This window comes from Enterobacter sp. UCD-UG_FMILLET, from assembly GCF_000762975.1.
In the GTDB taxonomy this organism is placed as follows: domain Bacteria; phylum Pseudomonadota; class Gammaproteobacteria; order Enterobacterales; family Enterobacteriaceae; genus Enterobacter; species Enterobacter dykesii.
In genome coordinates, this window is the sequence record NZ_JRJC01000040.1 from 1 (window position 1) to 17,706 (window position 17,706).

Below are 17,706 nucleotides of genomic sequence, written 5' to 3' on the forward strand. Positions count from 1 at the left end.
GCCGCGCCGAGCTACAGGTGCAGTTCAGCCGCATTGCAAGCATGGCCGCCCCTCTGATGGAGCTGCCGCTCGACGACCGTCTGGAGATCGCAGGAGTGTACAAAGCATGAGGCTACACGAGATGAGTATCAGCGCGATCCAGCATGCGCTGGGCGCGGGCGAGCTGAGTGCCCAGGAGATAGCCCGCCAGACGCTGGAGGCAATTGCGCGCGTTAACCCGCAGATCAATGCCTGGACCGCCGTGACGGAAGCACGCATGCTCGCCGAAGCCGAGAGCATCGATACCCTGCGCCGCGAAAAGCGCCCCCTGCCGCCGCTGGCGGGCGTGCCCTACGCGGTAAAAAATCTGTTCGACGTTGCCGGCCACACCACCCTCGCCGGGGCAGAGCTGTTCAGCCAGCGCCCTGCCGCGGCCGCTGACAGCTTCGCGGTGCGCCAGCTGCGCAGCGCGGGCGGGCTGCTGACCGGGATGGTGAATATGGACGCCTACGCCTACGGTTTTACCACCGAAAACAGCCACTACGGCACGACGCGTAACCCGCACGATCTGACACGCATTGCGGGCGGGTCGTCCGGCGGTTCAGCGGCCGCCGTGGCCGCCGGGCTGGTGCACTTTTCGCTCGGCACCGACACCAACGGCTCGATTCGCGTTCCGGCCTCCCTGTGCGGCATCTACGGCCTGAAGCCCACCTTTGGCCGCCTGTCGCGATCCGGCAGCCATCCGTTTGTCGCGAGCCTGGATCATATCGGTCCTTTCGCCCGCCGCGTGTGCGATCTGGCGTCCGTGTACGACGCGCTGCAGGGCCGGGACAGCAGCGACGCTTTCCAGGCAGAGAGCTCCCGCGAGCAAACGCGTCCCCTGCTCGACCGCGGGCTTGACGGCCTGCGCTGCGCAGTGCTCGGCGGCTACTTCACCACCTGGTGCGACGCGGATGCCAGAGACGCCCTGGCGCGGGTGGCGAAGGCGCTCGACGTGCAGGATGAGCTGCAGTTCCCGGACGCAGAGCTGGCGCGTTCCGCGGCGTTTATCATCAGCGCCTCCGAAGGGGGAAATCAGTACCTGCCCGCGCTTCGCCGCGAGCCCGAGCGTTTTGAGCCGCATTCCCGGGAACGCCTCCTGGCGGGCGCGATGATCCCCTCCGCCTGGTACATTCAGGCCCAGCGGTTTCGCGCGCACGCCCGGCAGGCGTTTAAAACCCTGTTCGCGCAGGCCGACGTGCTGATCGCCCCGGCAACGCCGCGTAGCGCGACGCTCGCGGGTGAGCAGACCATGGAGATTAACGGTCAGCCGCTCCCCATCCGCGCCAGCATGGGGATGCTGACCCAGCCGATATCATTTCTGGGCCTGCCCGTGACCACCGTTCCGCTGCGCACCGCGCAGGGTGCGCCGATTGGCCTGCAGCTGATTGCCGCGCCGTTTAACGAGCAGGCCTGCCTGCGCGTCGCGCGCGTGCTGGAAGAGAGTGGGATCGCCGAGGCGCGTCCGGCGGAGGTGGCCGCATGATGAATCATGATGACATTAACCTCCCGTGGGTGGTTGCCGAGGTAACCGCTGCGTTTTACCGCTATGAAGACGCGCTGGTGAGCAACAACGTTGCGGTGCTGGACGAGCTGTTCTGGCACGACAAAAATACGGTGCGTCTGGGGGCGGGTGAAAACCTGTATGGGATTGATGAAATCCGCGCCTTCCGCGCAGCGCGCCCCGCCTCCGGGCTGCAGCGGACGCTGCGTCACACCGTGATTACCACCTTCGGGGAGGATTATGCCGTATGCAGCACCGAGTTTACTCGTGAGGGGACGGAACGCATTGGCCGCCAGCAGCAGACGTGGGTGCGGTTTGCCTACGGGTGGCGGATCGTGGCGGCGCAGGTGAGTTTGATGTCGTAGGCCGGGTAAGGCGCAGCCGCCACCCGGCAAAACACGGCTCAGTTATTTCTGAAACGGATGCACCTCCCGCCAGTGGTCGGCAATCTGCTGGCGGGTACAGACCCACACCCGCTCGTGCTGCTGCACGTAATCCAGGAAACGCTGCAGCGCGCGAAAACGCCCCGGCCGCCCCAGCAGGCGGCAGTGCATGCCGATGGACATCATCTTCGGCGCGCTTTCCCCCTCTTCGTACAGCACGTCAAAACTGTCCTTCAGATAGGTGTAAAACTGCTCGGCGGTGTTAAACCCCTGCGCGGTGGCGAAGCGCATGTCGTTCGCATCCAGCGTATACGGCACGATCAGGTGCGGCTTGCGGGAGCCGTCGCTGCAGGCCACTTCCGTCCAGAAGGGCAAGTCATCGCCGTAGTAGTCGCTGTCGTAGTCGAAGCCGCCGTGCTCCACCACCAGCTGGCGGGTGTTGGGGCTGTCGCGCCCGGTGTACCAGCCCGTCGGCGGCTTGCCGAACAGGTCGGTCAACACGTGCACCGCCTTGTGCAGGTGTTCGCGCTCCTGGCTGATATCCATGCTCTGGTAGTGGATCCAGCGCCAGCCGTGGCTGACTACGTCGTAATCCGCTCCCTTGATTGCCTCGACGATCTCCGGGTGACGCGCCAGCGCCATCGCCACGCCAAACACCGTCAGCGGCAGGCCGCGCTTTTGAAATTCATTGTGGATCCGCCAGAACCCGGCGCGGCTGCCGTATTCGTAGAGGGAGTCCATCGACATGTGTTTATCCGGGTAGCTGGCCGCGCCGATAATGTCCGACAGGAACTGCTCGGATCCGGCATCGCCGTGCAGAACGTGGTTTTCCGCCCCTTCCTCATAATTGAGCACAAACTGCACGGCGACGCGCGCCTGATTCGGCCACCGCGCGTGCGGCGGGTTGCCCGCGTAGCCGCGCAGATCCCGCGGGTAATCCTGTTCAAAAAGCCCCATTGCCACCCCCAAAAAATTAAAATGGATTCAGTGCCTGAAAATGTCCGCTTAACGCTTTTTTCTCGGGGAACGCCAGATCCCCGTGCTTACTGGTCGACAGCCCCAGCGCCACCAGCGATTCCACCATCTTCACCGCCGCGCTGACGCCGTCGATGACCGGCACGCGCAGCTCGAGGGTCAGCTCCTGCGCCAGGGTCGCCATGCCGCCGCAGCCCAGCACGATGGCGCCGCAGCCGTCCTCTTTCAGCGCCTGTATACAGCGCGCGCGCACCTTCTCCTGCGCCAGACCGCTGCCGTCCTCCAGCGCCAGCACCGGGAGATCGATAGCGTGCAGCGCCGCGCAGCGATCGTGAAAGCCATACTGGTGCAGCAGATGGCGGGCAATAATCAGCGTGCGCGGCAGCGTGGTCACCACCGAAAAGCGCGTCGCCACCAGCGTCGCCATATGCATGGCGGCTTCGGCGATGCCGACCACCGGCCCCTGCGCCAGCTCGCGCGCCGCCAGCAGGCCCGGATCGCCAAAGCAGGCAATCACGTGACCGTCCACGCCCTGCTCTCTGCCTTTTTTGATTTGTTCGAGGACGCCGACGGCGGCGATGGCTTCATCAAAGTGGCCTTCTATAGACGGCACGCCCGCGCTCGGGCAGACCGCGAGGATCTCCGTCCCCGGCGCCGCCACCGCGCGGGCCGCCGCGCCGATGGTTTCCGTCATGGCGAGGCTGGTGTTGGGGTTGATCACTTGTATACAGACAGACATTACGACTCCTTGTGGCCGGCAAACAGCCGGGCAAAATCAGGCAGGCACTCGCCCGCCCGCTCGAAGCAGAGGCTGGCGACGATATGTTCAAAATGGTGCATTAAGGCATCACTTAGCGGCTGGAGCGCCTTCTGGCGCAGCAGATCCACCAGCTGTTCGTGATCGTTGCAGCGGCACCCCTGACGCCACGGCGCGCCCCAGGTGGCAATCACCAGCGAGGAGCGCTGGCTCAGGCCGGTCACCATCTCCGTCAGCACCTGGTTGCCGGAGATGGCCTGCAGCTGAATGTGGAAATTGGCGGAGTGGCGAATTGCCGCCGGGCCGTCGTAGGCCTCGTGCGCCTGCTGCTCCTGGCGAATGATGGCGTCCAGCGCGGCAAGGTGCGGCGGCTGGCAGCGGGCCAGCACGTCCGGCAGGTTGGCGACCTCCAGCAGGGCGCGGGTGCGAAAGATGTGCTGCGCCTCTTCCACCGTCGGGCTGGCAACGTGTGCACCACGCTTGGGCGTTAAGGTGACCATTTGCACAGCGGCGAGTCGTTGAAGCACCTTGCGGATGCCCGTGCGGCTTACCCCAAACACCTCGGCCAGCGCCTCCTCCGGCAGTTTGCTCCCCGGCAGCAGCTGATGTTCGACAATCGCGGTCATCAGCGCCTGAAAGATCGATTCGTCTTTGTCATGCAGGTCTGGCGCGGTCTGCAGGGCGTTTATGTTGTTCATTCACCACTCCGTCTTTTACTCTTCGTTATCGAATCGTATACATAAAAATAAAATATTGCATACAAGATTTATTATTTTGGCCTGGATCCTGCAACACCGTTTGCACTCCCACTCAACGGGTTTTCATTCACAGGAGCAGGTTTCATGCCAAACAGTCAAAACGCGCAGCAGGGTACGGCCGCTGATTCCGGTGCGGTTTACAGCCCACGTCTTTGCAATGAGGATCTGGCACCGACGCGTGACCAGAACTGGAGCTGGTACAACATCTTTTCGTTCTGGATGTCGGACGTACACAGCATGGGGGGTTATGTTGTCGCCGCGAGCTTCTTTACGCTCGGGCTGGCAAGCTGGCAGGTGCTGCTCTGCCTGCTGGTGGGGATTTGCATCGTGCAGCTGTGCGCCAACCTGGTGGCCAAACCGAGCCAGATGGCGGGCGTGCCCTACGCGGTGATCAGCCGTCAGGCGTTTGGCGTGTTTGGAGCCAATATTCCGGCGGTGATCCGCGGGCTGATTGCCTTCGCGTGGTACGGCATTCAGACCTATCTGGCCGCCAACGCCCTGATGCTGGTGGCGCTGAAGTTCTGGCCGTCGCTCTCTTCGCTCACTACCGGCGCATTCCTGGGCCTGTCGCATCTCGGCTGGATCTGCTTTGCCATTATGTGGGTACTGCAGGCGATGGTTTTCTGGCACGGCATGAGCGCCATCAAGCGCTTTATTGATATCGCCGGTCCGGCGGTCTACGTGGTGATGCTGGCCCTTGCAGGCTGGATTGTATACAAGACCGGCTTTGACGGGATCTCCTTCACCCTCGCCAGCAAATCCCTGAGCGCGGGCGAGCAGACCTGGCAGATGATTACCGCGACCGCGCTGGTGGTATCTTACTTCTCCGGCCCGCTGCTCAACTTTGGCGATTTCTCCCGCTACGGCAAAAGCATGGGCGAGATCCGCCGCGGCAACCGCTGGGGGCTGCCGTTTAACTTCCTGCTGTTCTCCATCGTCACCGTGGTGATTGTCTCCGGCACCCAGTCGCTGTTTGGCCGCATGATCACCGACCCGATCGAAACCGTCAGCCGCGTGGGCAACGATCTGGCCGTGGCGATTGGCCTGCTGACGATGATCACCGCTACCATCGGGATCAACATCGTCGCGAACTTCGTCTCCCCGGCGTTTGATTTCTCTAACTGCTCGCCGCAGAAAATCAGCTTCCGCACCGGGGGAATGATTGCCGCCGTCGGCTCTATTCTGTTAACCCCGTGGAACCTGTTCAACTCGCCGGAGCTTATCCACTACACTCTCGACGTGCTCGGGGCGTTTATCGGCCCGCTGTTCGGCATTCTGATTGCCGACTTCTACCTGATTAAGCGCGGCAAGGTGTCGGTTGACGATCTGTTCGACGACACGCCAAAGGGCAAATACTGGTACCGCAACGGCTTCAACCCGAAAGCCATCGGCGCGCTGATCCCGTCCGTTGCCGTGGGCCTGGTGATTAGCTTCATCCCGGCCCTGCATGAGGTGGCGAACTTCAGCTGGTTCATCGGCGTCTTCCTTGGCGGCGTGACCTACCGCTGGCTGGCGCGGGAAGATCGCGAGACGGCGGGCTCGACGTCGTTCACCTCCCGCGTGGCAACGCAAAAAGAGTAACCCCTCCTCCTCCGGCCGCAGCCTATCTGCGGCCCGTTCATTCTGGCACCGTTCTTGCTGCGCCTTATCACCCCGCTACGCATACACTAAGGCAGGAACCATGATGGATTATCAGACAGCAATCCGCGGCGCATTTTTTGATATTGCCCAGGTCTGCGACAGCGCAGACGCGATTGCCCAACACGCGCGCTATCTTGACGACGGGGTGCTGTTTATACAGAACGGAAAAATTCTGGCGCAGATGCCGTGGCAGGAGGGCGAGCAGTATCTCGACCCCCACAAGGGCTACACCGACCTGCGCGGCAGGCTGCTGCTGCCCGGTTTTGTCGATACCCACGTCCATTATCCGCAAACGGAGATGATCGGGGCCTTTGGCGAGCAGCTGCTGGAGTGGCTGACCACCTACACCTTCCCGGTGGAGAGCCAGTTTTCCGATGAAACCTACGCGAAAGAGATCGCCGAATTTTTCATTAGCCAGCTGGTGAGCAACGGCACCACCACCGCGCTGGTGTTTTGTACGCTGCATCCGGAATCGGTCGAGGCGCTGTTTACCGAAGCCCTGCGCCTGAACATGCGCCTTATCGCCGGAAAGGTGATGATGGACAGACACACGCCGGACTACCTGAGCGAAGACGCGAAGCAGAGCTACCGGCAGACGCGGGAGCTGATCCAGCGCTGGCACCATCGGGGACGCCTTGGCTACGCCATTACCCCGCGCTTTGCCCCGACGTCATCCCCCGAGCTGCTTGCGGCGGTCAGCCTGCTCAGAGAGGAGTTTCCGGATACCTGGATGCAGACCCACCTGAGCGAAAACCCCAACGAAGTGGCCTGGGTGAGCGACCTCTGGCCGGAGCACGAGCGCTATCTGGACGTGTATCACCACTACGGCCTGACCGGCGAGCGCAGCGTATTTGCCCACGCGATTCATCTTCACCACAGCGAGTGGCAGTGCCTGCATGACACCGGTTCGGCGGTGGCGTTTTGCCCTACCTCTAACCTGTTTCTCGGCAGCGGGCTGTTTCGCCTGCCCGCCTGCTGGCAGCACAGGGTGCGAATGGGCATCGGCACCGACGTCGGCGCGGGTACCACCTTCAGCATGCTGCGCACCCTGGGGGAAGCCTACAAGGTCGGCCAGCTTCAGAGCTACCGCCTGCGCGCCAGCGAGGCCTTTTACCACGCCACGCTGGGCGGCGCGCACGCCCTCCGGCTCGACGATAAGATTGGCAACTTCGCACCCGGTAAAGAGGCGGATTTCGTGGTGATCGACCCTGACGTGACGCCGCTGCAGCGCCTGCGCAATCGCCGCTGCAAGGATATCTACGAGCAGCTTTTTGTGCTGATGACCCTCGGCGACGAGCGCAACATCAGCGAGACCTGGGTCAACGGCGAGCGGGTGTGGTCAACTTCCCCGGTAGGTTGACCACCCGCCGGGCGCAATCACAAACGGCAGGTGGAAATGCTCGTCTGCCGTTTCTCCCGTCACAAAATCAATTTGCGCGCAGGGGTATAGCGTGTCGCGACCGGTTTCGCTAAACCATTCGCCGATCTCCGCCACCAGCCGATAGCGTCCTTTTGGCAGGAATGGGACAAATTCGGTGATGCGACCATTTACGTTGGTCACGCCCGTCGCCATGATTTCGCCCTCCCGTTCGAGATGCACCGTCACGCCCTCTGCGGGTTTGCCCGTCGAAATATCGAGAATATGGGTGCTAAGTGTGCTCATTCGCTAATAACTCCTTCCAGCCGTAGCAGCGTAATTTCCCGCAGCTGTTCCAGCGCGGCATGGATTTCCTGCGCGTCGCTGTTCTCCAGCCGCGCGTGCAGCGCCTGTAAAATCTCCTCGCCGCTGCGGCCCTTCGCGCGGATCAGAAACACGCGTCCGAAGCGGGCCTCGTAGCGGGCATTGCCTTCGCGCAGCGCCCGGGCAAGGGCAGCATCGCGATCGTTCACCGCACCCTGCTCCTGGCGCGACAGCGCCGCCTCCGCCTGTGAACCTGCAGGTTTTTCCCCGATGCGCGGATGGGCGCTCAGGGCCTGCGCCAGCGCCGCTTCGTCCCAGTTTTGCGTCAGCGCGTTTGCCGTACTGAACAATTCGTCCCGGCTGGCGTAGGGCCGCCCCAGCGCCAGCGCATCGGCCCAGCCGGGGAGCGCCACGCAGGGGAGAATCAGCGCTAACGCCTTTTCGTGGGGAAGATGATTGAAGTCGTGCAGTGCGATCATAATATCTCCTTTATTGTCTTCCTCCGGGCTATTGCACAAACCACGCCACACTGACCGCAGGCGTGAAACAGTCGATTCCGTATAGCTCAACTGGAAATTTTTGATTCAAAAAAAGGCATGCTCACCGCGTTTACGCACCTTAGCAGTGCAAACATCTCTCTCACAACGCCGTTTTCGCCACTCTGCAGCCTGGTACGCAAATTGCTGAATGTCATTACACCCTGCAAAAGGAGAGAAGCATGAGAGCAATCGTCATTGGTGCGGGTATTGGCGGCCTGAGCGCCGCCGTCGCGCTGAAGAAAGCGGGCATCGACTGTACCGTGTTTGAAGCCGTCAAAGAGATCAGGCCCGTCGGGGCGGCCATCTCCATCTGGCCGAACGGCGTGAAATGCATGCAGCACCTCGGCATGGGCGACATCATCGAGACCTACGGCGGTCCGATGCGTTTTATGGCCTACAAGGATTACCGGCGCGGCGATACCCTGACCCGCTTTAGCCTTGCCCCGCTGGTTGAGCGTACCGGCGGGCGTCCCTGCCCCGTCTCGCGCGCTGAGCTTCAGCGCGAAATGCTGGACTTCTGGGGGCGCGACAAGGTGCAGTTCGGCAAACGCGTCGAACGCGTAAGCGAAGACGACGCGGGCGTAAGCGTGACCTTCACCGACGGCACCACGGCAGCCGGGGATTTTCTGATTGCCGCCGACGGCAGCCACTCGGCGGTTCGCCCTTACGTGCTGGGGTATACCCCGGAGCGCCGCTACGCCGGGTACGTGAACTGGAACGGGCTGGTGAAGATTGACGAAGAGATCGCCCCGGCGCACCAGTGGACCACCTTCGTTGGCGAAGGCAAACGCGTGTCGCTGATGCCCGTCTCCGGCGGACGCTTCTACTTCTTTTTTGACGTGCCGCTGCCCGCAGGCCTGGCGGAAGATCGCACCACCCTGCGCGCCGATCTCACGGGCTACTTCCGCGGCTGGGCGCCGCCGGTGCAGAAGCTTATCGCGGCGCTGGATCCGGAAACGACCAACCGCATTGAAATCCACGATATCGAACCGTTCGACAGCCTGGTGCGAGGCAACGTCGCGCTGCTCGGCGATGCCGCGCACAGCACCACGCCGGATATCGGCCAGGGCGGCTGTGCGGCGATGGAAGACGCCGTGGTGCTGGGTGAATGCCTGCGCGAAAACCACAGCATTACGCTGGCGCTGCGGCAGTACGAGGCGCTGCGCTGCGACCGGGTACGCGACCTGGTGCTGAAGGCGCGTAAGCGCTGCGACGTCACCCACGGGAAAGACATGGCGTTGACGCAGGCCTGGTATCAGGAGCTCAAAGAGGAGACCGGAGAGCGCATCATAAACGGCCTGTGCGAGACCATTCAGGGCGGCCCGTTGGGCTGAACGTAAGAGGGATAACCATGAAAAGAGAACCGACTCCACCCGCCCACTGCACGTTTGAGCCAGAGGACTGGCTGCGCCTCGCGAAATGCTGGCATCCCGTTGCGCGCGCCTGCGACGTCGGCCCGGCGCCGGTCAAGGCGACCCTGCTGGACGAACAGCTGGTGATTTACCGGATCCACGACCAGGTCGTGGTCGCCCGTGACGTCTGCCCGCACCGCGGCGTGCCGCTGACGCTCGGCTTTCACGACGAGCACGGGATTATCTGTCCTTACCACGGCTTACGCTTTGGAGAAGACGGGCGCTGCAACCGTATTCCGTCCAGCCCCGACCAGCCCGTTCCGGCGAAGCTGAACCTGATTAACTACGCCGTGGAGGAGCGCTTCGGCCTGATCTGGACCTGCCTGGCGTTTGACCCGGACAATCCTGTGCCGCTGCCCACCATGCCGCACTGGGATGACGACGGGTTTCAGCAGATCAACTGCCCGGCGTTTGAGGTGAACGGCTTTGCCGGTCGTCAGGTAGAGGGGTTTCTGGACGTGGCGCACTTTGCGTGGATCCACACCGATACCTTTGCCGATCCCAATAATCAGCTTGTGCCCGCCTATCAGCCGCAGGAGACGCCGTTCGGCTTCGTGGCGGATTACTGGAGTTCCGTGAGCAACTATCCCGCCAGTTCGGACGTGCAGGCGCCGGAAGGGTTTCAGTGGTTGCGCCATTTTGAAATGCACCTGCCGTTTACCGCCACCCTGACGATTCATTTTCCGGGAGAATCGAGGCTGGTCATTATGAACGCCGCATCGCCCGTCTCGTCACGGGTAACCCGCATGTTCGCGCCGATTGCGCGTAACTTTGACCTGCATATTCCGGTGGAGGATGTACATGCCTTCAATCTGCGCATTTTTGAAGAGGATCGCCTGATGGTCGAAACCCAGCGTCCGGAAAGTCTGCCGCTGGACCTCACCCTGGAAGCCCATATTCCCGCCGATAAAAGCTCAATTGCCTACCGTCGGGGACTGAAGAAGATGGGCTTTGGCGAATTTTTCCTCGTATGACGGAGGCCGATATGCTGAGCGTAATTGTTGACGGACTGTGGCGCGAGGGCGACAAAAGCCTCGCCGTCAGGCTGGTGGCGGAAGACGGTACCGCGCTGCCGGCGTGGCAGCCCGGCGCGCACGTTGATGTCCACCTGCCCTGCGGCGCGGTGCGCCAGTATTCCCTGACCGGAGCATGCGAGGACGAGAGCTATCTTATCTGCGTGGGGCGGGAAACCGCATCGCGCGGCGGATCGCGCTACGTTCACGAGACGCTGCGCCCCGGGCAGAAGCTGGCCATATCGGCCCCGCGAAACCTGTTTCCGCTGCATCAGGCTGAGCGGGTGTTGCTGCTGGCGGCGGGCATTGGCATTACGCCGCTGTATGCGATGGCCCTGCAGCTGAAGGCGGCCGGAACGCCGTTTACGCTGCACTATTACGTCAGAAACCGCGAAAGCGCGGCGTTTGCGCGCGAACTCTCCCGGTTCGGTGAGTGCCACATTCATACCATCAGCCCGCGCTCGGCGCTGGCAGAGCATCTCCCGGCGGCTGAGGCAGGCCTTCAAGCCTGGAGCTGCGGCCCGGCAGGGTTTATGGAAAAAGTGCGTGAGGTCGCCACGGCGAAGGGATGGGATGACGCCCATCTTCACAGCGAGGCGTTCCAGCCCGCAGCGCCTGCCGCAGGCGGTGACGCGGGCGAGATCTTTACGGTCAAACTCGCCTCCACCGGGGAGCGCTGGCCGGTGCCCGCGGATAAGACCATCGCTCAGGTATTACAGGAAAACGGCGTGGACGTGCCGCTGTCATGCGAAATGGGGATCTGCGGGGCGTGCCTGACGCCGGTGATTGACGGCGTGGCGGATCATCGTGATAGCGTGCAGTCGGACGCAGAAAAAAGCGCGGCAGACCAGCAGGTGGCGCTCTGCTGTTCGCGGAGCCATTCCGGGGAGCTGGTGATCGGGCTGTAAAACGCCATAAATATCCTCCGGCACAGCCGGAGGTTTTTCAGATATGTCAGTAAGGCTTTGTTATCAGACGCCTCCCGGCTGCCACGCATAATCAATATGGCTGGCCTGCTCGCGCGCCAACGCGTCATCGCCCTGCAATCGCGCCGCCAGGGTAAAGGCGAAATCAAATACTTTACCCAGCCCACGGCCGCTCAGCAGATTGCCGTCTTCCACCACGTCGGCATCGACGTAGATGCCATCGCTGACTGTTTTCCACAGATCGCCGGAGCAGACATAGCGACGTCCCTTCAGCAGTCCATTGCCGCCCAGCACGCGGGCGGCTGCGGAGCAAATCGGGCAGATATATTTGCCCGCTTCATCGTGGCGGCGGACGAAGGCAATGACCTCCGCGCTTTTCGCCAGGTTTACGCTGCCTTGCGGGCCGCCCGGTAACACCACGGCGTCAAAAGTCCGATCGAAACTGGCCTGCAGAGTACTGTCCGCCGCCACAGGGATGGCGTGATAGCTCACCACTTCGCGACTCTCGCCGCAGGCAATCGTCTGCACCGTAATATTCAGGCGGCGCAGGATATCGATAGTGACAATCGCTTCCCCTTCTTCAAAACCAGGGGCTAATAGCACGGCTACGCTTTTCATTTTGCTCTCCATTGCTTAAGGGTTACCAGTACGGGTGCCAGATCTGTCGCAGCCGCGCCAGCAGTTCAAGATAGAAATAGTCTCCCCAGCTACAGCACTGATCGACGCCCTTACCGCTGCCCATATGATAAACCGAGTGCTGCAGCAGCCCTTCGGTAGGATCGTCGTCGTGAGCAAGGTAGTTATCGGTCAGCGACAGCGCAATACGCAGCGCCATCTCTTCATAATACGCACGGTTTGCGTCGAGCGTCGGCAGCGCCTTGACCAGCTCCAGCAGGCCACAGGCGGCAATCGCCGCCGCTGAACTGTCGCGCACAGCGTCGGTACCGAGCAGGGCCAGATCCCAGTGGCAAACATCATCTTCCGGCAGACGGTTGAGGAAGTAGTGCGCCAGGCTGCGTGACAGCTCCACCATCTGCTTATCGCCGGTGTGCTGATAGCTGAGCAGGAAGCCGTAAATGCCCCATGCCTGGCCGCGCGACCAGCACGAGGTATCGCTGTAGCCCTGATGGGTGTTGCCAAAGCGCGGCTCACCCGTCTGCACATCCATATAGTAAGTGTGATAAGTCGAGGCATCTTCACGCACGATATAGTGCGCGGCCTGTCCTGCATGAGCCGTCGCCGCCTGCGCATAGCGCGGATCCCCGGTCTGTTCGCTGGCCCAGTACAGCAGCGGCAGGTTCATATTGCAGTCGATGATCATTCGCCCCTGCTGCTCCGGGTCGTTTAAATCACCCCACGCCTGAATAATGTTGGCCGTCGGGTTAAAACGCTCCATCAGGCGCTCGGCTGCCAGCAGCGCCGACTGGCGAGCGGCTTCGTTGCCGGTGAGGCGCCAGGCGCTGATGCAGGAGAGCGAATAGAGGAACCCGAGATCGTGCGTTGCGGTGTCGATGCGCTGCTCAATACGCCGGGCGAACGACGGTAAATAGCGTTCGGCGGCTTCACGATAATGCGCTTTGCCGGTCATCTCCCACGCCAGCCACAGCTGGCCAGGCCAAAAGCTGGTGGTCCATTCCACGTTATCGGTGCGCGGCCAGACGCCCTTCTCACAGGCCTCACCGGGGAACTTATCGCCGAAGGCGACAATATTTTTGTCGAGCTTGCGCGTGATGCGGGTTAACGCCGCTTCCAGCTTCTGGCTCAGCGCCAGGCGATCGACCTGATGCAGTTCGATCGGCCGCAGCGCTTCGGTGATAACAGATTTGGTCATAACAACTCCTGAATTAATGTTTGGCCGGTTCAACCGGGGCGGTATCTAAAGCCGGAGCAAAGGATCGTGAGTCATCGCGCTTCGACTGGCAGCGCGACAGCGTAAAGGCGGAAATCAGCGTAAATACCAGGGCGCAGCTGCCCATCAGCAGATAGGTATGCTCAAAGCCTATCCTGTCGTACAGATAGCCGGCAGGTGGGGCGACCACAATCGAACCCACGTAAATCATCGCCTGGTAGCCCAGCAGGTACATCGTGGCGTTAACCCGACGATGGAAATGTTCGGCGATGTATTTGAAGACCGAGATGAGCAGCAGCGCGATCTCGACGCCATAAAACGGTTTGATGATGGAGATAACAATCGGGTCACTGGTCAGCCCGGAGGCTATCAACCGTGCCCCGACCACGCAGCCGCAGAACAGCAGGCCGCGCTTAGCGCCGTAGTGGTTCACCAGCCACGGGATAAACATCATCATCACGAACTCCATCCCCGACTGGACGGTACTCAGGTAGCCGTACCAGGCATTCCCCTGCTCTTTGGTGGCGAAGAACGAGACGAAGTAGCGGGGGAACTGCTGTTCGGCGATAAACATCATCCACGCCACCCCGGCGACATAGAGGCTGAACATCCAGAATTTGCGGTTTTTCAGGAGCATCAGCACATCGGCGAAGACGATCTTATTAGCGGAAATGACGCTGTTATTGCTCAGCTGTTCATCCCCGATTTTGAGGCTAATCAGCACCAGCAGCATCAGTATCGAGGTACCGCTGCTGAGGAGAAAGTTTGCCAGTGGGGTGACGTTAAACAACAGCCCGGAGACCGACGCCGCCATCGCCCAGCCCAGTGAACCCCACATTCTGATGCGGCCAAACTCCAGTCCGTACAGGCGGCTAAAGCGGTCGGCGTAAGATTCAGACGCCGCCACGCCGGCGTACCAGCCCAGGCTCAGATACAGCGCGCCGATGATAATCCCCGCCATCGCATGGCTTTGCAGCAGCGGCTGGTACACCAGCGCAAAAAACGGCGCCATCAGCGCAGAAATGGCGCAGACAAAATAGAGCAGCCACTTGCTCATGCCGATTTTGTCCATGATGTAGCCGTACACCGGCTTCAGGACCACCGCGAAGACGCCATTAATAGCGAACACGCTGCCGATGGTGACGCTATCGAGGCCCACTTTCTGGCTCAGCCACAGGGCGTACAGGCCAAAGCTGGATGACCACGTGAAGAAGTAAAGGAAAATAAAGGTACTCATTTTGTACTGCGCGACGCGTACGGACGATGATGTGCTCATAGCGATGCCTCCGGAGCCTGAACGAGCGTCGTTTCCTGTCGTGCCGTCACGAAGCGTACCGCGTCATCGCTAATGAAGGCCTGCGGGCAGCGTTGCGGATCGAAGTCGGCGGCATTTCCTGCCCATACCGCGCTGATTAACACATGCTTACCGGGGTCGAGCTCGCCGCGCAGCACTGGCACCGCTGCGCGCTCGGCGAACAGCAGATTACTGTTTGGCGGCGTCACCACCGTCTCGCCGCGGCGAGCGTGCGGATGTAAACAGAAAATGGCTGAGACATCCCGGGCATTGCGTAACCAGCAGGCGCTGTCGCTCTCGTGGACCTGCGGCTGCGGGCGGTTTGCCAGGCTAAAGCCGCCTTCCGCGCAGTCCAGCGCGCGCCGGGTATTGATACGATGAACGCGCAGCTGCCAGTCGCCCAGCGCCAGCAGCCAGCTATCAATCACCACGTCGCGCCACGGCAGCCAGCGGCTGTAAATAGTGCCGTCAGCGGTGACCACGTGCTGGCACTCGCGGCGGCCACGCCAGTAGTTATCCTTTTCGGCCAGCAGCAGCATCGAATCGGGCGCGGCATGGTTCAGGCCGTAGCGGCCGCGTTCGATGGAAAAGCCAAAGCGGGTGGAATAGGCAAATTTGCAGTATTTCGCTTCGGTGTTCACGAAGTTGTTCAGCTCCAGCTGGCCGGACGTCAGCATCCACAGGTGGTCGGCCTGATGTACCACCACCTGATCCGCGTGGGCTATCGTGTGCTGCGCGGGCAACGGCGGCAGCGGCAGCTCAGCCGCCTGCCAGAAGGCATCGCCCTCATCTAATGCCAGCACCAGCAGGGTCTTCAGGCCCCAGTACGGCGACCCCGGCGCGTTGTAGTCTTCCGCCATCGCCAGGTTCGGATAGCTGTAACCGACGCTCAGTATGCCGTCGCGGTCGAATATCGGCTGCTTCAGCCACCAGCGCAGATGGCGCAGGACGATGCCCTTCATCACGCCGGGCGAAAAGACTTCCAGCCCGGCGAAGGCCGCCGCACTCCAGAACGCCGCCTCGGCAAAGCGGTAGGTCAGGCTACGGCCAAACGGGATCGCCGCGCCGTTTTCGGCAAAGAAATGGATGAAGTCAGAGGAGAAACGCGCGGCCCGGTCACTCAGCGTAGCACAGCGCTGTGGATCGACCCCGGCCATGAGCTTCGCGTAAATCAGGCCATAGAAATGGAACCCCATCGAGATGTAATAGTCGCGCGGCCGTCCCGGACCATCGGCGTACCAGCCATCGCCGAGATAGTAGTGCTCCATGGCAGCAAAATGATCTTCCAGCGCCTGCGGGTTGGTCGGCATGCCGCAATAATGGAAGCCGACCTGCACCAGAATCGGGAAGAAGTGCCAGTTGTTATCGGGGATTTCCTGGGTCTCGCACTGCTTTAGCCAGCGCCATAAATGCTCTTTCTCCGTCTCAGTGAAGTGTGCCAGTACGGTTTCACCCGCCAGCGCCAGCAGCAGCCCGTAGGCCGCCATCTCGACGATTCGCTGATCGTAAGACCCGACGTCGCCCCAGTAATCGGCATGCTGCGGATCGGTGCCGTTTTTTATCGCCTGTAAATAGAATGAGAAGTGCTGCGGCTCGCTGCCGCCAGCCAACAGCGGCGTCACGCCCCACAGCAGGCGGGAAAACGTTTCCATGCTCGCCACCTGCTGACCGTAGTGAGCGGTAAAGTTCGCTAAATCAATGCGGCTGGCGTCTTTTTTAAAATAAGGCGTCACCGCGTTCAGCATGTCGTTGACCAGCCGTAGCACCTCTTCCCGGCTTGTCAGTGGATTATCCAGATGAATATTTTCAGGTTGCACAGGGTCCTCCCGCATTACACGAGGGTAGAGATAAGCTATTGTTATTAGGCTTTTTAAAGCCACGAGTGCGACGTCTGAATGAAGAGTAACTGCTTTTATTCCTGGCGCTGAGTGAGCAGACTCACAAAATTAAACCGCCATTTCATTTTCACTGGATTTTGTCGGCCGCGAGGGGGATAAATTACAAATGATGGCTTAAAAATTTAAATCTGTTGTTCTGGAGGTAATATGGGTGAAACGCAACTGCTGGAACGCATTACGCTCGATCGGCAGGCCATTTCATTTAACCGCTTGAACGCCACCAGCGCGATGTACTACCACTGGCATCAATGCGTTGAATTGCTCTATATTTCCAGCGGCTACGGCATCGTGGTGGTGGATAATCAGCACTACACCGCCCGTCCGGGGCGATTGTTTATCTTCCCGCCCTTCCGTTTGCACAAAGTGCAGGTCGATCATAGCGATAAGAACCCTTATCACCGCACCACCATGCACATTGAACAATCGGTCGTCGACAGCGCGCTCGGCGCTTTTCCGCGCCATCAGGCCCGGTTCGCCGCGCTGGCTGCCAGCAATCTGGCGGCGCAGGTTTACGATCTCAGCGAGCACGCGGCGTTTATCGAGAGGATCCTTGAACAGTTTCAGCGCCTGGAGGGCTACGAGCAGACCGAGGCCTGCGAGGTGGCATTTCTGGTGATGCAGCTCATGACGTTTCTGCCCGAGCAGCCGCAGCCCTACCCGCCGCGCCAGCAGACCGTCGCCTCGCGGATTATGAGCTGGGTCGAAGCCCACTATGCCAGCAAGTTTTCGCTCGACCAGCTAGCCCACGACCTGGGGCTTTCGCGCAGCTATACCTCACGAATTTTCCGCCAGCAGACCGGCGGTACCCTCCACGAATATTTGCTGACCCGGCGAATAAAAAGCAGCTGCGAGCTGTTACGGTACGGCGATGAGCCTGTTGACGCCATTGCTCTGGCAGTCGGGTTTAGCGAGGTGACCTATTTCATTACCTGCTTTAAAAAGATGATGCGTCAGACGCCACTGCAGTATCGGCGCAGTATCCGCTGCACCAGGATTCCCCGTTAAGGAATTTTTAACCAATCAAAAGGAGGGGATTCTGTGCATAAAAAAACCCAGGT

17 protein-coding genes and 1 pseudogene are annotated in these 17,706 nt (G+C 61.0%); 9 read left to right on the top strand and 9 right to left on the bottom strand.

What is annotated here, in order from left to right; genetic code table 11:
• The 3 genes from hpxX to hpxZ form a co-directional block, all read left to right on the top strand.
• Positions 1–110: oxalurate catabolism protein HpxX (gene hpxX, locus LA04_RS19295; protein ID WP_047652803.1), on the top strand; the 110-nt coding region annotated here is incomplete at its 5' end.
• Positions 107–1,504, top strand: coding sequence for an AtzE family amidohydrolase (locus LA04_RS19300; protein WP_047652804.1), 1,398 nt, complete (start codon positions 107–109; stop codon positions 1,502–1,504). The genes hpxX and LA04_RS19300, both read left to right, overlap by 4 nt.
• Positions 1,501–1,887 carry an oxalurate catabolism protein HpxZ gene (gene hpxZ / locus LA04_RS19305; protein WP_047652805.1) on the top strand — a complete coding sequence of 129 codons (387 nt, stop codon included), beginning with the start codon at positions 1,501–1,503 and terminating at the stop codon, positions 1,885–1,887. Before LA04_RS19300 ends, hpxZ begins: the two co-directional genes overlap by 4 nt.
• Positions 1,888–1,929: 42 nt before the next feature.
• Here the strand turns inward: hpxZ and puuE are convergent, their stop codons facing one another.
• From puuE to LA04_RS19320, 3 genes and pseudogenes are all read right to left on the bottom strand, one after another.
• Complete coding sequence (gene puuE, locus LA04_RS19310) at positions 1,930–2,829, bottom strand: allantoinase PuuE (protein ID WP_235211350.1); 900 nt, start codon at positions 2,827–2,829, stop codon at positions 1,930–1,932.
• Positions 2,747–3,619, bottom strand: a pseudogene (gene hpxA, locus LA04_RS19315) (allantoin racemase). The gene puuE and the pseudogene hpxA overlap by 83 nt, the downstream one beginning before the upstream one ends.
• Positions 3,619–4,335, bottom strand: coding sequence for a GntR family transcriptional regulator (locus LA04_RS19320; RefSeq protein WP_047652808.1), 717 nt, complete (start codon positions 4,333–4,335; stop codon positions 3,619–3,621). Before LA04_RS19320 ends, hpxA begins: the two are co-directional and overlap by 1 nt.
• 144 nt (positions 4,336–4,479) lie before the next feature.
• On the opposite strand from LA04_RS19320, the gene LA04_RS19325 reads away from it, so the two are divergent.
• Entirely contained in the window at positions 4,480–5,976 is a 1,497-nt protein-coding gene (locus LA04_RS19325; protein WP_047652809.1) for an NCS1 family nucleobase:cation symporter-1, read from the top strand.
• A 103-nt stretch (positions 5,977–6,079) separates the two neighbouring features.
• Positions 6,080–7,396, top strand: a complete 1,317-nt coding sequence (gene guaD, locus LA04_RS19330; RefSeq protein WP_047652810.1) for a guanine deaminase — start codon at positions 6,080–6,082, stop codon at positions 7,394–7,396.
• Here guaD and uraH read toward each other — a convergent pair.
• Both uraH and uraD read right to left on the bottom strand, forming a co-directional pair.
• A complete protein-coding gene (gene uraH / locus LA04_RS19335) occupies positions 7,376–7,699 on the bottom strand; it encodes a hydroxyisourate hydrolase (RefSeq protein WP_047652811.1) in 324 nt (107 codons plus the stop codon). The genes guaD and uraH overlap by 21 nt on opposite strands.
• Positions 7,696–8,196: a 2-oxo-4-hydroxy-4-carboxy-5-ureidoimidazoline decarboxylase gene (gene uraD, locus LA04_RS19340; protein ID WP_047652812.1), complete on the bottom strand. Its 501-nt coding sequence runs from the start codon at positions 8,194–8,196 to the stop codon at positions 7,696–7,698. Before uraD ends, uraH begins: the two co-directional genes overlap by 4 nt.
• A gap of 239 nt (positions 8,197–8,435) precedes the next feature.
• On the opposite strand from uraD, the gene hpxO reads away from it, so the two are divergent.
• Genes hpxO through LA04_RS19355 form a run of 3 tightly spaced genes read left to right on the top strand, consistent with a single transcriptional unit; the run spans position 8,436 to position 11,589 of the window.
• Complete coding sequence (gene hpxO / locus LA04_RS19345) at positions 8,436–9,590, top strand: FAD-dependent urate hydroxylase HpxO (RefSeq protein ID WP_047652813.1); 1,155 nt, start codon at positions 8,436–8,438, stop codon at positions 9,588–9,590.
• 17 nt (positions 9,591–9,607) lie between these two features.
• The gene (gene hpxD, locus LA04_RS19350; protein ID WP_047652814.1) at positions 9,608–10,642 is read left to right on the top strand and encodes a molybdenum cofactor-independent xanthine hydroxylase subunit HpxD; all 1,035 of its coding nucleotides are present in this window, start codon (positions 9,608–9,610) and stop codon (positions 10,640–10,642) included.
• An 11-nt stretch (positions 10,643–10,653) separates the two neighbouring features.
• Entirely contained in the window at positions 10,654–11,589 is a 936-nt protein-coding gene (locus tag LA04_RS19355; protein WP_047652849.1) for a PDR/VanB family oxidoreductase, read from the top strand.
• Positions 11,590–11,652: 63 nt separating this feature from the next.
• Here LA04_RS19355 and LA04_RS19360 read toward each other — a convergent pair whose 3' ends face one another.
• Genes LA04_RS19360 through LA04_RS19375 form a run of 4 tightly spaced genes read right to left on the bottom strand, consistent with a single transcriptional unit; the run spans position 11,653 to position 16,567 of the window.
• Positions 11,653–12,225: a DJ-1/PfpI family protein gene (locus LA04_RS19360; RefSeq protein WP_047652815.1), complete on the bottom strand. Its 573-nt coding sequence runs from the start codon at positions 12,223–12,225 to the stop codon at positions 11,653–11,655.
• Between the two features lie 22 nt (positions 12,226–12,247).
• The gene (locus tag LA04_RS19365) at positions 12,248–13,438 is read right to left on the bottom strand and encodes a glycoside hydrolase family 88 protein (RefSeq protein ID WP_047652816.1); all 1,191 of its coding nucleotides are present in this window, start codon (positions 13,436–13,438) and stop codon (positions 12,248–12,250) included.
• 13 nt (positions 13,439–13,451) lie between these two features.
• A complete protein-coding gene (locus LA04_RS19370) occupies positions 13,452–14,732 on the bottom strand; it encodes an oligosaccharide MFS transporter (protein ID WP_047652817.1) in 1,281 nt (426 codons plus the stop codon).
• Positions 14,729–16,567, bottom strand: a complete 1,839-nt coding sequence (locus LA04_RS19375; RefSeq protein ID WP_047652818.1) for a DUF2264 domain-containing protein — start codon at positions 16,565–16,567, stop codon at positions 14,729–14,731. Before LA04_RS19375 ends, LA04_RS19370 begins: the two co-directional genes overlap by 4 nt.
• Before the next feature lie 228 nt (positions 16,568–16,795).
• On the opposite strand from LA04_RS19375, the gene LA04_RS19380 reads away from it, so the two are divergent.
• Entirely contained in the window at positions 16,796–17,653 is an 858-nt protein-coding gene (locus LA04_RS19380; RefSeq protein WP_047652819.1) for an AraC family transcriptional regulator, read from the top strand.
• Positions 17,654–17,706 lie beyond the last annotated feature (53 nt).

Excerpts from the sequence above, each read along its gene's own strand:
- LA04_RS19300 (WP_047652804.1), top strand. The coding sequence starts at position 107 with ATGAGGCTACACGAGATGAGTATCAGCGCGATCCAGCATGCGCTGGGC.
- hpxZ (WP_047652805.1), top strand. The coding sequence starts at position 1,501 with ATGATGAATCATGATGACATTAACCTCCCGTGGGTGGTTGCCGAGGTA.
- LA04_RS19320 (WP_047652808.1), bottom strand. The coding sequence starts at position 4,335 with ATGAACAACATAAACGCCCTGCAGACCGCGCCAGACCTGCATGACAAA.
- LA04_RS19325 (WP_047652809.1), top strand. The coding sequence starts at position 4,480 with ATGCCAAACAGTCAAAACGCGCAGCAGGGTACGGCCGCTGATTCCGGT.
- guaD (WP_047652810.1), top strand. The coding sequence starts at position 6,080 with ATGGATTATCAGACAGCAATCCGCGGCGCATTTTTTGATATTGCCCAG.
- uraH (WP_047652811.1), bottom strand. The coding sequence starts at position 7,699 with ATGAGCACACTTAGCACCCATATTCTCGATATTTCGACGGGCAAACCC.
- uraD (WP_047652812.1), bottom strand. The coding sequence starts at position 8,196 with ATGATCGCACTGCACGACTTCAATCATCTTCCCCACGAAAAGGCGTTA.
- hpxO (WP_047652813.1), top strand. The coding sequence starts at position 8,436 with ATGAGAGCAATCGTCATTGGTGCGGGTATTGGCGGCCTGAGCGCCGCC.
- hpxD (WP_047652814.1), top strand. The coding sequence starts at position 9,608 with ATGAAAAGAGAACCGACTCCACCCGCCCACTGCACGTTTGAGCCAGAG.
- LA04_RS19355 (WP_047652849.1), top strand. The coding sequence starts at position 10,654 with ATGCTGAGCGTAATTGTTGACGGACTGTGGCGCGAGGGCGACAAAAGC.
- LA04_RS19360 (WP_047652815.1), bottom strand. The coding sequence starts at position 12,225 with ATGAAAAGCGTAGCCGTGCTATTAGCCCCTGGTTTTGAAGAAGGGGAA.
- LA04_RS19365 (WP_047652816.1), bottom strand. The coding sequence starts at position 13,438 with ATGACCAAATCTGTTATCACCGAAGCGCTGCGGCCGATCGAACTGCAT.
- LA04_RS19370 (WP_047652817.1), bottom strand. The coding sequence starts at position 14,732 with ATGAGCACATCATCGTCCGTACGCGTCGCGCAGTACAAAATGAGTACC.
- LA04_RS19380 (WP_047652819.1), top strand. The coding sequence starts at position 16,796 with ATGGGTGAAACGCAACTGCTGGAACGCATTACGCTCGATCGGCAGGCC.